The following is a 15,731-nucleotide window of genomic DNA, read 5'->3' as shown; positions in this document are numbered from 1 at the left end:
TCATTGAACTGTTTGATGATTGAGGTGAAGTAGGTTGAAGATGATGGTAAAGGCACCTGCGAAGATTAATTTGTCGCTGGATGTGCTGGGTAAGAGACCTGATGGGTTTCATGAGGTTGAAATGGTGATGACAACCGTAGATTTAGCGGATCGGATTGAATTGGAGATTGTACGGGATGGCTCAATTTTTATTTTGTCTCATGATCGGTTTGTTCCTGGCGATCACCGTAACCTTGCATATAAGGCGGCAGATTTATTGCAGCGGCGGTATAAGGTAAAGCAGGGTGTTTCGATTACGATTCAAAAGCAAATTCCTGTTGCAGCCGGCCTGGCAGGAGGAAGCAGTGATGCGGCGGCGACGCTGCGCGGTTTAAATCAGCTGTGGTCATTGAATTTAACGCTTGATGAACTGGCTGAAATTGGGTCGGAAATCGGGTCAGACGTATCATTTTGTGTTTATGGAGGAACGGCGCTTGCGACCGGAAGAGGAGAGATCATTCAGGAGCTTCCTTGTCCCCCTAAATGCTGGGTGATTCTGGCGAAACCGTCTATCGGGGTTTCGACAGCTGATGTATATCGGAATTTAAAGACGGATCGGATTGAACACCCGGATACAAAGGCCATGGTGCAGGCGATTTATGATCAGGACTTTAAAGCGATGTGTGCCAATTTAGGCAATGCGCTTGAGGCTGTTACATTAAACATGCATCCTGAAGTAGCACATATTAAAGATCAAATGGAGCGCTTCGGGGCTGATGCGGTCTTAATGAGCGGAAGTGGGCCTACGGTATTTGGGATTGTGGAGTATGAATCAAAGGTCCAGAGGGTTTACAATGGCCTTCGCGGATTTTGCGATCAGGTTTTTGCTGTCCGCTTATTGGGTGAACGGAACCCCCTTGCTTGAATCCGTATAATAATGATATAGTTACTATACATTATTCGGGTTTTGGGAGGTAGTAAACGGCAATGAAGGTCAAACGCAGTGAACGGCTTATTGATATGACTCATTACTTAATGGAACATCCAAGAGAACTTGTATCACTAACATTTTTTGCAGATCGATTTCAGTCGGCTAAATCTTCTATAAGTGAGGATTTAGTCATTGTGAAAGACACGTTTGAACTGCGCGGTGTGGGAACGCTTCAAACCGTACCTGGTGCAGCGGGTGGTGTAAAGTACATCCCTGGCATTAAACGAGAGTACGCAAAAGAGTTGATTGAATCTTTACGCACCCACGTGTCTCATTCGAATCGTCTGCTGCCTGGCGGGTATTTATATATGACGGATATTCTTGGAGATATTCATTTAATGAATCATGTCGGCAAGCTCTTTGCAGCTGCTTTTGCAGACCAGAAAATTGACGTGATTATGACGGTTGCTACAAAAGGGATCGGGATCGCTCACGCGGTAGCAAGGTATCTCGGGGTGCCGGTCGTCGTCGTTAGGCGTGACAGTAAAGTTACAGAAGGTTCAACTGTCAGCATAAATTACGTCTCAGGGTCTTCCAAGAGAATTCAGACCATGGTGCTGTCCAAAAGAAGCCTGGCTCAAGGCTCCCGCGTTTTGATTGTGGATGACTTTATGCGTGCAGGCGGTACAGCTGCAGGAATGAAAAATCTTTTAGAGGAATTTTCAGCCACAGTAGCAGGCGTAGGAATCTTTATTGAATCTGAATACGGTGAAGAGCGGCTTATTGATAATTGGATTTCCTTATTGAATCTGACTGGTGTAGATGAAAAAGGGAAAACGATTGGAGTAGAAACAGGCAATTATTTTGATCAGGTTCCATCCTTTTTAGGTGAAAAAAAGGAATAGAATGGATTAGGAGGAATTGAAATGAAGTTTGTTCAGACAAATCAAGCTCCAGCGGCTATTGGTCCGTATTCTCAAGGTGTTATTGTAAATAATCTTTTTTACAGCTCAGGGCAGATCCCGCTCACAGCGGAAGGAACGTTAGTCGAAGGAACGATTGAAGAGCAGACCCATCAGGTTTTTAGTAACCTTCGTGCGGTTCTTGAAGAAGCAGGTGCAACATTTTCTACGGTTGTAAAAACGACCGTCTTTTTAACAAACCTTGAAAATTTCACAGCGGTGAATGAAATTTACAGTGAATACTTTCAAGATCATCGTCCGGCAAGATCGTGTGTAGAGGTTTCTAAGCTTCCTAAAGGCGCTGACATTGAAATTGAGGTCGTAGCATTAGTAAAGCAGTAAACATCGTTTTTTAAACGAAGAGAAACCGGTCAAAGAGGCTTAGACACCTGTCCAAGCCTCTTTTTTCTATGCAAATTTTACAGAGTCCATGCTGTATATTGATGTATCATTCAACCATCTTATATTGTCGAAAGCTTCCTTTATGATTCAACCCAATTATAAGATGCACGATAAAAAGCACCTAGATCTGAAAATATTTTCTACTTTTTTCATTTTTAAGTAGGAAAATGACAGTATTATGAAGAATTAATGAATAGTGCGTCATATAAGGAGAAAGGTGGTGGTAATTAGTGGAAGTGACAGATGTGAGATTACGACGTGTTAAAACAGACAGCCGAATGAGAGCCATTGCCTCCATAACTCTTGATAATGAATTTGTGGTTCATGATATTCGGGTAATTGACGGCAACAATGGTTTGTTTGTTGCCATGCCGAGCAAAAGAACGCCTGATGGTGAATTTCGTGACATTGCACACCCAATTAATTCCGGAACAAGAGAAATGATTCAGGAATCTGTTCTTGAAGAATACTTGCGTGTGGGTGAAGCAGAGGAAGCTCAGTTAGAAGAGGCTGGAGCATAAATAACAAGCTAAATAAACTGCACCGGGATGACTGGACCTGCTTCTGTCATTTTGGTGCAGTTTTTTATGGCGGAACAAAATACTAAAAGACAGTAAAAAGGCATATTCACTAGATTAATTCACCAGATTGACCAGATTATATGACAAAAGAATGACAGATTGTTCTGAAATCGCTGCTTTCCTTGAAATAAAGGCGTTTTTAATATATATTCGAAGTGGAAAAATGTTGACTGGAGGACCGACAATGTCGAATCGATATGCGGTAATTTTAGCTGCGGGTCAAGGTACCCGTATGAAATCTAAGTTATATAAAGTGTTGCATCCAGTATGCGGAAAGCCTATGGTGGAGCATGTATTGGAGCAAGTACAACATGCAAATATGAATGAAATTGTAACCGTTGTTGGTCATGGTGCTGAACTCGTTCAAGCTCAGCTTGGCGATCGTTCAGAATTTGTCTTGCAGGCAGAGCAGCTCGGAACCGCTCATGCCGTAATGCAGGCGAAAGATCGTTTACAAAATAAAGATGGAATCACTTTGGTCGTATGCGGGGACACGCCGTTGATTACGGCTGAAACGATGTCTTCTCTAATTCAGCATCATGAGGAGCAACAGGCGAAAGCGACCATTTTGACAGCTCATCAGGAAAAGCCGGATGGCTATGGCCGGATTATCCGGGATGAAAACGGTCTTGTAAAACGGATTGTGGAGCATAAAGACGCCAATGAATCAGAACGAAGCGTCAAAGAAGTCAACACAGGAACGTATTGCTTTGATAATCGTGCATTATTTAAAGCGCTTGAAAATGTATCGAATGATAATGTGCAAGGGGAATACTATTTGCCAGATGTCATTGAAATTCTTCAGACCGAAGGAGAAACAATCGGCGCATTTCAAACTGCCGAGGCAAGTGAAACGCTTGGAGTGAATGACCGTGTCGCGCTTTCTCAGGCAGAAGGGCTTATGAGAGCACGGATTAACGAAAAGCATATGCGCAGCGGTGTTTCCATTATAGATCCTGGAAACACATACATCTCAAATGAAGCGGTAATTGGCCGGGACACAGTGATTTACCCGGGTACGGTTATTTTGGGTGAAACGACAATTGGTGAAGATTGCGTAGTGGGACCTGGCAGTGAATTTAAGGACAGTTCAATTGGAGACCGGACTTCGATTAAGCAGTCTGTCGTACACGACAGTGCAGTTGGATCTGATGTAACAATTGGTCCTTTCGCCCACATCCGTCCTCAGTCATCGATTGGCGATGAAGTGAAGATCGGAAACTTTGTCGAGATCAAAAAGGCCTCATTCGGTAAAGCAAGTAAAGCTTCTCATTTAAGCTATATTGGAGATGCGGAAGTCGGTTCTGATGTGAACATAGGCTGCGGCTCCATTACAGTGAATTACGATGGGAAAAAGAAACACCTGACTACAATCGAGGACAACGTTTTCGTCGGCTGCAATTCAAATCTTGTAGCACCGGTGAAGATAGGCAAAGGCGCCTATGTCGCTGCCGGTTCAACGATTACAAAGGATGTACCTGGTGAAGCGCTGTCCATTGCAAGAGCGCGTCAGGAAAACAAAGAAGGCTATGCGGGCAAAATTCACTCAAAAAATTAATGGAGGCTATCATGTCTAGAGAATATAAAGATTCAAAATTGAAGATTTTTTCCTTGAACTCCAACGAGGAATTGGCAAAAGATATTGCAGCTGCAGTTGGAACAAAGCTTGGAAAATGCTCGGTAACAAGTTTTAGTGATGGAGAAATTCAAATTAATATTGAAGAAAGTATTCGTGGATGCGATGTTTTTGTCGTTCAATCCACCTCAACTCCTGTAAACGAAAACCTGATGGAATTGCTGATTATGGTAGATGCGTTAAAGCGGGCTTCCGCTAAAACCATAAATATTGTTATGCCATACTATGGCTATGCTCGTCAGGACCGCAAAGCCCGGGCAAGAGAGCCAATTACAGCAAAGCTTATTGCGAATCTTCTCGAGACTGCCGGTGCTACACGTGTCATCACCCTGGACTTGCATGCGCCGCAAATTCAAGGCTTCTTTGATATCTTAATTGACCATCTTCGCGGAGTGCCAATCATTGCTGATTATTTTATCGCAAAGAATTTCAATCCCGATGAAATTGTCATTGTCTCTCCTGACCATGGCGGTGTAACACGTACGCGTAAATTAGCGGAGCGCCTGAAAGCGCCGATCGCCATCATTGATAAACGCCGCCCGAAACCAAATGTGGCTGAAATCATGAATATTGTCGGAAGCGTAGAAGGGAAAACGGCGATTTTAATTGATGACATTATCGATACAGCAGGCACTATTACACTTGCTGCTAACGCTTTAATGGAAAGCGGGGCAAAGGAAGTGTATGCAAGCTGTACACACCCTGTACTTTCAGGCCCTGCAATTGAGCGGATTAACAACTCCCCAATAAAAGAATTAATTGTCACAAATTCCATTGCCTTAAGCGAAGAGAAAAAAGGCGGCAAGATTGTTGAGCTATCTGTTGCCAACCTGCTTGCAGAAGCCATTATTCGTGTGTATGAGGAGCAATCCGTCAGCATGCTTTTTGATTAAAAAAGAGAAACTTCAGGAAATCGGTCTAAAGCCGGTTTTCCTGAAGTTTTTATTTTTGTTAAAAAGGGCATAATATTTTTATATAAAAAAATTCCATATTCGTTAGGTTTTATCACTAATCAAAAAATTAATGAAGTTTAGTAAAGGTTTATATAATAAAACGCATCTCATTACTTAGGTTAAGGTTTAAGAGGACGCTAACAGGGGTAACTTTAAGAATAGGTTAATCCATACGATACTACAAACTGAAAGGTGATTAATTATGAGCTCAGTATTAAAAGCGACTAAACGCAGCGGTTTTAAAAAATCAGACATCACAGAATTACGAAATGCAGGCAAGCTTCCAGCTGTCGTGTACGGATATAAAGTTGAGAATACATCTGTTTACGTAGATGAAATTGACTTAGTTAAGACGATCCGTGAAGTTGGACGTAACGGAATTATTGATTTGGATATCGAAGGAAACAAGCAGAAGGTAGTATTAAGTGACTACCAATCCGATTTCTTAAAAGATGAAATCATCCACGCTGACTTCCTGGCTGTTAATATGTCTTCCGAGCTAGACGTAGACGTTACGGTTCATTTGACAGGTGAGGCAGCAGGAACCAATGAAGGCGGAGTTGTCCAAACAACACTTCATGAATTGTCTATTTCAGCTAAACCTAGCGATATTCCTGAATATATTGAAGTAGATATCAGCAAGCTGGAAATTGGCGATGCCGTTTCAGTAGGGGATATCCGTTCAAACTACAATGTAACCATCAACCATGAAGATGACGAAGCAATCGCTTCTGTATTGGCACCTCGAGTAGAGGAAGAGCCTGAAGAGGCATCAGAAGAAGGCGAAGAGACTTCTACTGACGAATCAGAGGAATCACCAGAGCAGCAATCAGCAGAATAATCTATTTTGGGGCGTAACCTTTCTTGGAGGTTACGCCCAAAATGGTTTATGATAGGTGTGAGCAGGTTTTTTGACTGTACTTATTGATGAGGTGTTTCAAAGATGAAATTGATTGTTGGCCTGGGAAACCCGGGAAAAACGTACGATAAAACGAAGCATAATATAGGCTTTGAAGTAATTGATGAGCTTTCCTCCCGTTGGAATGCCCCTCTTTTGCAAAGTAAATTCAAAGGTGCATTTTCCACTGTTCACCGAAATGGTGAAAGAATCATACTGCTTAAACCACTTACCTACATGAATTTATCAGGCGAAAGCATTCGTCCACTTATGGATTATTATGATATACCGCTTGAAGATCTTTTGGTGATCTATGATGACCTCGATCTGCCAACAGGATCCCTGCGTCTCCGGCAAAAAGGAAGCGCTGGAGGTCATAATGGAATTAAGAGTACAATCGCCCATTTAGGCACGCAAAATTTTAACAGAATCCGTATGGGCATCAGCCGGCCGCCTCAAGGAATGAAAGTACCTGATTATGTCCTAAGCAAATTTTCAGCTGAGGAATGGCCTGCTATTCAAGAAGCCGTGACAAAAAGTGCGGATGCATGTGAAAAGTGGCTGGACAAACCTTTTCTAGAAGTGATGAATGAATTTAATCGAACCGAATGAATATCTCCTCTCCATGCGGCTTATACTACAATATAAGGTTGCATGAAGGGAGCTGAAAAAAGTGGCGATTCACTATCAGTGCCGGCATTGTGGAAATTCAGTCGGGAAATTGGATACTCACTCCGTTAACTCAGAACAGCTTGGCATTCATAAGTTGTCAAATGAAGAAAGACAGAGCATGGTATCCTATACAAAAGAAGGTCATGTAGAGATTCAGACAATTTGTGAAGACTGTCAGGAGTCCCTTGAACGAAATCCTGATTACCACGAATTGGATTCATTTATACAGTAAGCAGCTTTGGATGGGCGCATCCAAGGCGTTTTCACTGTCTGACAGGAAGCTAGTAAAGGATAAGATACTTTTCAGGCTATGACCGAGAGGCGAAGGTCATGTTTGATAGATCATTTTGCTTTGCAGGAGCCTTACGCTTTTACTTTATCCAGCTCCAGCAGGCAGGGTCTCGAGGTCATAAGCTGCCCAGCCCAATAGGCAAAGATCGCCTATGGTGCAGGACATCTTATGCTTGTCGCCCCTAGACGCCTGCTTACGCTTTTATATTATCCAGCTTCAGGCGCTAGCTCCTCGAGGTCATAAGTCACGCTGTCCCAGCAGGCAAAGTTCATGCCTGCTTGGCCACCGCGCCTTATGCTTGTCGGAGCTGAACGAGCGCCTTACGCTTTTATTAATAGGAGGAGAGGCTTTTTGAGTGCTTTGTTGAGTGGGTTGTTGAATGATTCTGAGATAAGGTCTGTGATTGATGATATAGATACGGGTGCACGTGAGCAGCTGATTTCCGGTTTGTCGGGGTCGGCTCGAAGTTCGTTTATGGCGGGGGCGTTTAAGGAGCTGAACCGGCCTGTGATGGTCGTGACGCATAATTTACTTCAGGCGCAGCGTTTGTATGAGGATATGCTTCAGTTTATCGCTGAGGATGAGGTCTTCTTATATCCTGCGAATGAATTGATTGCTGCAGAGATGAGTATTGCCAGTCCGGAGCTTCTCGCACAGCGGCTGGATGCGATGAATCATCTCGCTGCAAAAGGCACGGGGCTGTACATTGTGCCGATGGCGGGTCTTCGTAAGATTGTTCCTCCGAAAAACAAGTGGACAATGAGCCAGTTTACGTTGTCTCTGGGAAATGAAATTGAAGTGAACTCTACTCTTTCTGCGCTATTAAAAATGGGCTACGAGCGAGCTGATATGGTCGGGCGTCCCGGGGAATTCAGTGTTCGCGGAGGAATAATCGATATTTACCCATTAACTTCGCCTGATCCTGTCCGAATTGAGTTATTTGATACAGAAATTGACTCGATCCGAACGTTTTCTGCAGAGGATCAGCGTTCAATTAAAAACCTCGATGATGTAACAATTGGTCCGGCGACTGAGGTCATTATGGAAAAAGAGGATCTGCAGCGTGTGGCAGCTGAATTATCGGCCCGGTTAAAAGCCAGCTTGAAAAAGGTGAAAAAACCTTCTATTCAGGAAGCGATGGCAGAGCAGGTCGAGTATGAAGCGGGTATGCTTAAGAATGGTCAAAAGCCGGATGAATTATTTAAATATCATTCTCTGGCCTATGAAGAAGAAGCCAGTTTGCTAGATTACATGCCTGATGACGGCTTAGTGCTATTTGATGAAATAAGCAGGATTTATGAAATGGATGAGACATTAGAAAAAGAAGAAATGGATTGGTATGTTTCTTTGCTTGAAGAGGGAAAGATTCTGCATGATGTATCCGTTTCCCATAGTCTTGCTCAGATTCTTGCAAAAAGCAATCTGAAAAAAGTGTACTTTTCGTTGTTCACCCGTCAAATTCCGATTATTCATCCTAAAAAGATTCATACGTTCTCCTGTAAGCCAATGCAAAGCTTTCATGGGCAGATGCATGTGTTAAAAGCAGAGCTGGAACGTTGGAAGAACAGTAAGTATACGGTTGTCCTGCTTGCTCCGGATGGCCAGCGGCTGCAGAAGTTTGAGCGGGTGCTCGCTGATTATGAAATTGACGCAGCGATTGTTCAAGATGGTCAGCCGCTGATTCCGCAAGCAGTGCAAATTGTCAGCGGCACTCTTCAGTCAGGCTTCGAACTGCCCATGCATAAGCTTGCAGTCATGACAGAAGAAGAGCTTTTCAGACAGAAAACCAGAAAGAAAAAGCGCCAGCAAAAGCTTTCAAATGCGGAACGGATTAAAAGCTATTCCGAACTGAAGGTAGGCGACTATGTCGTTCACGTAAATCACGGGATCGGAAAGTATCTGGGGATTGAAACACTTGAAATTAATGGCCTTCACAAGGACTATTTAAACGTCCGCTACCAGGGAAATGATCAGCTCTATGTTCCGGTTGATCAAATAGAGCTTGTCCAAAAGTACGTAGGTTCTGAAGGAAAAGAACCTAAGCTGTATAAACTCGGCGGTACGGAATGGAAGAGAGTAAAAAGCAAGGTTCAGTCTTCAGTGGCAGATATTGCAGACGATTTGATCAAGCTGTATGCTGAACGCGAAACGGCAAAAGGCTATGCGTTTACAGAAGATACAAATGAGCAGCAGGAATTTGAATCGGCTTTCCCTTATCAGGAAACGGACGATCAGCTGCGATCAATTGAAGAAATCAAAAAAGATATGCAAAGAGAGCGTCCGATGGACAGGCTGTTGTGCGGAGATGTTGGATATGGGAAAACAGAAGTCGCAATCCGTGCAGCGTTTAAAGCGATAATGGATGGCAAACAAGTGGCTATCCTCGTTCCAACGACGATTCTTGCCCAGCAGCATTATGAAACGATGATGGAGAGAATGCAGGATTTTCCGATTAATATTGGGCTGTTAAGCCGTTTTAGAACACGAAAGCAGCAGCAGGAAACCATGAAAGGGCTGCAGGCAGGAACTATAGATGTAGTAGTTGGGACACACCGCTTGCTTTCTAAGGATATTAAGTATCGTGATATCGGACTGCTGATTATCGATGAAGAGCAGCGTTTTGGCGTAACGCACAAAGAGAAAATCAAACAGCTGAAAACGAATATCGATGTGTTAACACTGACGGCGACTCCAATTCCGCGTACCCTTCATATGTCGATGCTCGGCGTACGGGACTTATCAGTTATCGAAACACCACCGGAAAACAGGTTCCCAGTGCAAACCTATGTAATGGAATATAACGGGCCGCTGATTCGCGAAGCCATAGAGCGTGAGCTTGCCAGAGACGGTCAAATTTACTTCCTATACAACCGGGTTGAGGATATCACGAAAAAAGCGGATGAAATCCAAACGCTTGTCCCAGATGCCAGAGTTGCCGTTGCACACGGTCAAATGACGGAAACGGAGCTTGAGTCTGTCATCCTTCAGTTTCTCGAGGGAGAATATGATGTGCTGGTGACTACAACCATTATTGAAACAGGCGTCGACATTCCAAACGTAAATACACTAATTGTATTTGATGCGGATCGAATGGGACTGTCACAGCTTTATCAGCTTCGCGGACGAGTCGGCCGTTCCAATCGGGTTGCCTATTCGTATTTTACGTATCGCAAAGATAAAGTGCTCACTGAAGTGGCGGAAAAACGTCTTCAATCCATTAAAGAGTTCACGGAGCTTGGTTCCGGATTTAAAATAGCCATGCGTGACCTGACCATTAGGGGAGCTGGCAATCTGCTTGGCTCTCAGCAGCACGGATTTATCGATTCTGTTGGGTTTGACTTGTATTCTCAAATGCTGAAAGAAGCAATCGAGGAGCGTAAAGAGCAGCTTCCTGCTTTCTCTCATGAAGAAAAGCGTCAAAAACCAGCAGTGGAGCTTGATCTGGATGTAAAGCAGGACGCCTACATTCCGTCCTCGTATATTCCGGATGGCCATCAAAAGATAGAGATGTACAAAAAATTCAGAGGCGCTTCTACAGTGGACGAAGTATCAGAGTTAAAAGATGAAATGATTGACCGGTTTGGAGATTATCCCACAGAGGTTCATACCTTGTTTCAAATCGCAGAAATTAAAGCCTACGGCCAGTTAATTGGTTTAGAGGCCATCCATCAGACAAAGGAGTCTGTGAAGCTTGAAATAAGTGAAGCAGGGACTGCCCAGATTGATGGAGCAAAAGCGTTTGAGATCGGCAATCGCCATGGCAGAGATGTAGGACTCGGCATGAATGACAACAAGTTAACCGTCAGTCTACAGCTTCGTAATAAAAAACCGGATCAATGGGTGAATATGATTCACGACATAATCTGCCGTCTGCCGGAAGCGATAAAAGAAACAGCTTAAATGAGGAGTATTGCTACTATTGGTCATATAGAGGCTGGGACTAAACTCAAAAAAGTTTAAAAACGAGGATTGAGCGGAGCGGAAGGTGGCGACTCCTGCAGGATTCGACGGTTGCTTGAGACTACCAGGGCAAAGGCCTTGAGAGGCCAAGCGCCGTCCATGCGGAAAGCGTCCGCATGAAGCGCAGCCGAACCGGTCAAAGAGCTTGAGACACTTTTGTCTCAAGCTCTTTCTTTATGTTTTAAGTTTCGAGTTATTGGAAATAATAGGCGATACTGCACAATTTGTTTTACCCCGAAAGAAATACTTTTTTTGGAGAAATTGTGTGGAACCGGTATAAATTTGTCCGTTTATTTAATACTAACAGCAAGTACCAATGAGTGGAATAAAGGACAATCAAAATTCGCTAAGAGGAAGAGAGGCACCATGTATGAAAGCAACTGGAATCGTCAGACGGATTGACGACTTAGGACGGGTGGTTATCCCGAAAGAAATTAGAAGAACGCTTCGCATTAGAGAAGGAGATCCCCTCGAAATTTTTGTCGACCGCGAAGGAGAAGTCATCTTAAAGAAATATTCACCTATTAATGAATTAGGCAATTTTGCGAAAGAATATGCAGAGGCGCTGCATGACAGCCTGGGTCACCCGGTTTTGATTTGTGACCGCGATAATGTTGTGGCCATTTCAGGTGTATCGAAAAAAGAGTACCTGAATCGTCGGATTGGAACAGGAATCGAAGAAGTCATGTCTGCTCGCAAAAGCATTTTGTCTGAAAAACAAACAAAGCTTGCCGTAATCGAACATCAGGATGAAGAATCGGCATCTTATGCCATTGCTCCGATTGTTTCGTCAGGAGATCCGATCGGTGCGGTGATTATCTTCTCTAAAGAAGGAACTCTTGGAGAAGTTGAAAAGAAATCCTCTGAGACAGCCGCAAGCTTCCTCGGTCGTCAGATGGAAAACTAAAGCAAACCCTTTATGAAAAAGCAGGTATGCGTGTACCAAAAAGCACAGATTTCATTGTGCTTTTTTTGTTGTGTTAAGGGTGGATCCGCTTGAAGAGGCGATTTCTGGTAAACGACAATATTCACGGATTTTGGTATAATGAACGGTATGGGAATTGAAACAGAAAGGCAGTGGCCACGAGAATGAATCATTCTTCAAGCGATATGATGAAAGGAGCGGCCATTTTAACGCTGGCAGCCATTTTCACGAAAATACTAAGTGCTTTATATCGCGTGCCCTTTCAAAATATTGTAGGTGACACCGGTTTTTATATTTTTCAGCAGGTTTATCCGTTTTACGGCATTTTGCTTGCTTTGTGTACATATGCATTTCCTGTTATGATATCGAAAATGATCGCAGAGCGGCGGGAACGCTCGTCTCCAGGTGAAGTGCAGCGTGTGATCCACATCTCTTTTCTTTATTTAACGTTAGTCGGGCTTGTTTTTTTTACACTGCTTCGTGCCGGCGCAGGGCTGATTGCAGGATGGATGGGCGATCCTTTGCTGTCTGGGCTGATTGCTTTCATGAGCTACCCTTTTTTGCTCATGCCTCTGTTATCCGTGTCAAAAGGGTGGTTTCAAGCAAACTATTATATGGTGCCGCCGGCCTTCTCGCAAACGGCGGAACAGCTTGTCCGGGTCCTGTTTATTTTAGGATTATCGATCATTTTGATGGCAATGGAAGCCTCTTTATATACGATAGGAAAAGCGGCGGTCCTCGGATCCCTGGCTGGAGCTGCGACAGGTGTTTTTGTTCTTCTGTTCTTTCTGCGTAAGCAAGGGGTCAGCTGGAGCTCTTTTAAATGGATTGGTTTTCAAAAAAGCGATCGAAGCATCATCCGTCAGCTTACTGTAACGGGCACAGCCATTGGCATGGGCAGCATGATGCTGGTGCTGTATCAGCTGATGGACGCTCTAAATGTCTATTCTTTGCTGGTTCAAAGCGGAATCGGAGAACAAGCCGCTAAGGGATTGAAGGGCATCTATGACAGAGGACAGCCGATGCTGCAAATGGGTGTGGTGGTGGCGACCTCACTCTCTCTTGCCATTGTCCCAATTATTGCATCTGCCTATGAGTCGAAAAGGACAGAAGAAGTGAAGGAGCAGGCGAGACTGTCGGTTAAAGTGGGTCTGTTATTTGGAGCTGCAGCTGCTGCGGGATTGATAAATATTATTCAGCCGCTCAATACGATGCTTTTTCAGGATGCGGAAGGTTCCCGGGTGCTGGCGCTTTATATGGTATCCGTCCTGCTTGCATCGGTTATTTTAACGATTAGTGCTATTTTGCAGGGGATGGGCGACGTGCATGTAGCCGCCTGGTCGATTGTTTTAAGCTTAGTCATTAAATACGGACTTAATCAGCTGCTCATCCCGTCCTTTGGGACGCTTGGAGCATCGGCTGCAACCGTTCTTTCTTTGGTGTTTGTCATGACAGTCGTGATCCGGCAAATTCGCAGACGTGTAGGTCCTTTATTGTACCCTGTATTTTATAAAAGGCTCATCGCAGGTCTGGCTGGCATGTCTGCCGGAATTCAACTTATCCTGCTTCTGCCTTTAGATTGGACAGGAAGCCGGTCAATGGCCTCCCTCGCCTGCCTGATTACTGTATCAGCGGGAGTCTGGCTGTTTTTCAAAATTGTATGGAGGAAGGGACTTTTTACTGCAGCGGAAGTTCGGCAAATCCCGCTCGGCAGCAAGCTTGAACGAGTTTTTGGTCCCCTGCCGTAAAATAGAACTTTTTTAAAAGAAGGAGACAGTGCATATGCCAAATCCAATTACGATTATCGGACTGGGAGCAGGAGATCTGGATCAATTGCCCCTGGGTATCTATAAAAAGCTGACAAACGCAGGAATAGTGATGGCGAGGACGATGGATCATCCTGTCATTAATGATCTCTTAGCAGAGGGAGTCCGTTTTTCGTCATTTGACCATGTGTATGAGGCTCATGATCAATTTGAGGAAGTGTATAAGGACATCGTCAACCGCCTCGTGGAAGAAGCGCAAAATGAGCCGGTGCTTTATGCGGTGCCGGGTCATCCTTTTGTAGCTGAGCAGACGGTTCAGCTTTTACTCGATTTGCAAAAACAAGGCGTACTGACAGTAGAGGTGCTTGGAGGACAAAGTTTTCTGGATCCGCTGTTCACCGCAGTCGGCATCGACCCCATTGAAGGATTTCAGCTGCTTGACGGCACCGCGTTAAAATCGGACGACCTCCATATGGATCAGCACATCATCATCGGTCAGGTGTACGATGCCTTTATGGCGTCTGAAGTAAAACTGACGTTAATGGAAAAATACCCGGACGACTATCCGGTAACGATCGTAACAGCAGCAGGGAGCAGCAGTCAGAATGTAAAAACAGTCCCGCTGTATGAACTCGATCATGGCATGGAACTGAGCAATTTAACGAGTCTTTATGTTGCACCGGTGAAAGAGGAGCAAACCTATGGAGAATTCTTCAAGCTTCGCCAGATCATTGCGGTTCTAAGAAGTCCGGATGGTTGTCCATGGGACCGTGAGCAAACGCATGAATCATTAAAGAAACACTTAATTGAGGAAGCATACGAGTTGTTGGAAGCGATAGATCAAAAAGATATTGATCATATCACAGAAGAGCTTGGTGATGTGCTGCTGCAGGTGATGCTGCATGCTCAAATTGGAGAGGACGACGGGTACTTTACGATTCAGGATGTCATCCGAACGCTTACAGAAAAAATGATCCGTCGTCATCCGCATGTATTCGGAGACATAGAAGCCAAAACGGCTGATGATGTCAGATCAAATTGGCATTCCATCAAACAGCAGGAAAAAGGCACGCAGCAGGAAGCTCCATCTCTTTTAAAAGGCAAAGGCTCTGGAATGCCGGCACTTATGCAGGCGGTTGAACTGCAAAAAGCAGCAGCTAAAGCAGGGTTTGACTGGGATGACCGCTCAGGTGCCTGGGATAAACTTGAAGAAGAGTGGCAGGAGTTTCAGGAAGAGGTAGCGAATGGAAACAAAGAAGCGAGTTTTAAAGAATTCGGGGATGTCCTTTTTGCCCTGGTCAATGTATCCCGCTTCCACGACATCTATCCTGAAGAGGCGCTGGTGAGTGCAAATCAAAAATTTATTTCCAGATTTTCTTTCGTTGAAAAAAAAGTTCTCGAATCAGGCAGAACATTTAATTCCTATACTTTAGCTGAGCTAGACGAGTACTGGAAAGAAGCGAAAAATCTAGGGTTATAGAAAGCAGGGGAAAAAATGAGAGTAGATAAATTTTTAAAAGTATCCCGATTAATTAAACGCAGAACGCTTGCTAAAGAAGTGGCAGATCAGGGGCGTATTTTAGTAAACGGCCAGCCTGCAAAAGCAAGCTCAACAGTGAAACCCGGGGACGAAATGATGATTCGTTTTGGACAGCGGGTCGTAATGGTTTCCGTTGACCGCCTCCAGGAAACAACCCGCAAAGAAGAAGCAGCGATGATGTACACCATTCTCAAAGAAGAAAAAGTCGGATCTGCTGAATAAAAAAAGAATTCC

At 44.2% G+C, this 15,731-nt stretch carries 14 protein-coding genes; all 14 read left to right on the top strand.

What is annotated here, in order from left to right; translation table 11 throughout:
* Window positions 1-34 precede the first annotated feature (34 nt).
* The 14 genes from ispE (at window position 35) to P6709_RS19020 (ending at window position 15,719) form a co-directional block, all read left to right on the top strand.
* Window positions 35-904 (top strand): 4-(cytidine 5'-diphospho)-2-C-methyl-D-erythritol kinase, encoded by an 870-nt coding sequence (gene ispE / locus P6709_RS19085; RefSeq protein ID WP_278242502.1) that lies wholly within the window; start codon window positions 35-37, stop codon window positions 902-904.
* Between the two features lie 62 nt (window positions 905-966).
* On the top strand, window positions 967-1,815 hold the full coding sequence (purR, locus tag P6709_RS19080) for a pur operon repressor (RefSeq protein ID WP_278242501.1): 849 nt from the start codon (window positions 967-969) through the stop codon (window positions 1,813-1,815).
* Between the two features lie 21 nt (window positions 1,816-1,836).
* Window positions 1,837-2,214, top strand: a complete 378-nt coding sequence (locus tag P6709_RS19075) for a RidA family protein (RefSeq protein WP_278242500.1) — start codon at window positions 1,837-1,839, stop codon at window positions 2,212-2,214.
* Window positions 2,215-2,504: 290 nt separating this feature from the next.
* The gene (gene spoVG / locus P6709_RS19070) at window positions 2,505-2,795 is read left to right on the top strand and encodes a septation regulator SpoVG (protein ID WP_041054567.1); all 291 of its coding nucleotides are present in this window, start codon (window positions 2,505-2,507) and stop codon (window positions 2,793-2,795) included.
* A 244-nt stretch (window positions 2,796-3,039) separates the two neighbouring features.
* A complete protein-coding gene (gene glmU, locus P6709_RS19065; protein ID WP_278242499.1) occupies window positions 3,040-4,413 on the top strand; it encodes a bifunctional UDP-N-acetylglucosamine diphosphorylase/glucosamine-1-phosphate N-acetyltransferase GlmU in 1,374 nt (457 codons plus the stop codon).
* Between the two features lie 11 nt (window positions 4,414-4,424).
* Window positions 4,425-5,384, top strand: coding sequence for a ribose-phosphate diphosphokinase (locus P6709_RS19060; RefSeq protein ID WP_278242498.1), 960 nt, complete (start codon window positions 4,425-4,427; stop codon window positions 5,382-5,384).
* A gap of 262 nt (window positions 5,385-5,646) precedes the next feature.
* Window positions 5,647-6,285, top strand: a complete 639-nt coding sequence (locus tag P6709_RS19055; RefSeq protein WP_278242497.1) for a 50S ribosomal protein L25/general stress protein Ctc — start codon at window positions 5,647-5,649, stop codon at window positions 6,283-6,285.
* 102 nt (window positions 6,286-6,387) lie between these two features.
* On the top strand, window positions 6,388-6,954 hold the full coding sequence (pth, locus tag P6709_RS19050; protein ID WP_278242496.1) for an aminoacyl-tRNA hydrolase: 567 nt from the start codon (window positions 6,388-6,390) through the stop codon (window positions 6,952-6,954).
* A gap of 61 nt (window positions 6,955-7,015) precedes the next feature.
* Window positions 7,016-7,246: an anti-sigma-F factor Fin family protein gene (locus tag P6709_RS19045; protein ID WP_278242495.1), complete on the top strand. Its 231-nt coding sequence runs from the start codon at window positions 7,016-7,018 to the stop codon at window positions 7,244-7,246.
* A 411-nt stretch (window positions 7,247-7,657) separates the two neighbouring features.
* Window positions 7,658-11,206 carry a transcription-repair coupling factor gene (mfd, locus tag P6709_RS19040; protein ID WP_278242494.1) on the top strand — a complete coding sequence of 1,183 codons (3,549 nt, stop codon included), beginning with the start codon at window positions 7,658-7,660 and terminating at the stop codon, window positions 11,204-11,206.
* A 430-nt stretch (window positions 11,207-11,636) separates the two neighbouring features.
* Window positions 11,637-12,173 carry a stage V sporulation protein T gene (gene spoVT, locus P6709_RS19035; RefSeq protein ID WP_278242493.1) on the top strand — a complete coding sequence of 179 codons (537 nt, stop codon included), beginning with the start codon at window positions 11,637-11,639 and terminating at the stop codon, window positions 12,171-12,173.
* A gap of 182 nt (window positions 12,174-12,355) precedes the next feature.
* Window positions 12,356-13,939: a putative polysaccharide biosynthesis protein gene (locus tag P6709_RS19030; RefSeq protein ID WP_278242492.1), complete on the top strand. Its 1,584-nt coding sequence runs from the start codon at window positions 12,356-12,358 to the stop codon at window positions 13,937-13,939.
* A gap of 34 nt (window positions 13,940-13,973) precedes the next feature.
* A complete protein-coding gene (gene mazG, locus P6709_RS19025) occupies window positions 13,974-15,437 on the top strand; it encodes a nucleoside triphosphate pyrophosphohydrolase (RefSeq protein ID WP_278242491.1) in 1,464 nt (487 codons plus the stop codon).
* A gap of 15 nt (window positions 15,438-15,452) precedes the next feature.
* Window positions 15,453-15,719 (top strand): RNA-binding S4 domain-containing protein, encoded by a 267-nt coding sequence (locus P6709_RS19020; RefSeq protein ID WP_278242490.1) that lies wholly within the window; start codon window positions 15,453-15,455, stop codon window positions 15,717-15,719.
* Window positions 15,720-15,731 lie beyond the last annotated feature (12 nt).

Origin of the sequence: Jeotgalibacillus sp. ET6 (assembly GCF_029667115.1) — a bacterium.
Taxonomy (GTDB): Bacteria; Bacillota; Bacilli; order Bacillales; family Jeotgalibacillaceae; genus Jeotgalibacillus.
Note: the sequence above shows the minus strand (reverse complement) of the source record. Positions and strands in the feature narration are given on the sequence as shown.

Excerpts from the sequence above, each read along its gene's own strand:
- P6709_RS19030 (WP_278242492.1), top strand. The coding sequence starts at position 12,356 with ATGAATCATTCTTCAAGCGATATGATGAAAGGAGCGGCCATTTTAACG.
- P6709_RS19075 (WP_278242500.1), top strand. The coding sequence starts at position 1,837 with ATGAAGTTTGTTCAGACAAATCAAGCTCCAGCGGCTATTGGTCCGTAT.
- P6709_RS19020 (WP_278242490.1), top strand. The coding sequence starts at position 15,453 with ATGAGAGTAGATAAATTTTTAAAAGTATCCCGATTAATTAAACGCAGA.
- mazG (WP_278242491.1), top strand. The coding sequence starts at position 13,974 with ATGCCAAATCCAATTACGATTATCGGACTGGGAGCAGGAGATCTGGAT.
- P6709_RS19060 (WP_278242498.1), top strand. The coding sequence starts at position 4,425 with ATGTCTAGAGAATATAAAGATTCAAAATTGAAGATTTTTTCCTTGAAC.
- purR (WP_278242501.1), top strand. The coding sequence starts at position 967 with ATGAAGGTCAAACGCAGTGAACGGCTTATTGATATGACTCATTACTTA.
- spoVT (WP_278242493.1), top strand. The coding sequence starts at position 11,637 with ATGAAAGCAACTGGAATCGTCAGACGGATTGACGACTTAGGACGGGTG.
- pth (WP_278242496.1), top strand. The coding sequence starts at position 6,388 with ATGAAATTGATTGTTGGCCTGGGAAACCCGGGAAAAACGTACGATAAA.
- glmU (WP_278242499.1), top strand. The coding sequence starts at position 3,040 with ATGTCGAATCGATATGCGGTAATTTTAGCTGCGGGTCAAGGTACCCGT.
- P6709_RS19055 (WP_278242497.1), top strand. The coding sequence starts at position 5,647 with ATGAGCTCAGTATTAAAAGCGACTAAACGCAGCGGTTTTAAAAAATCA.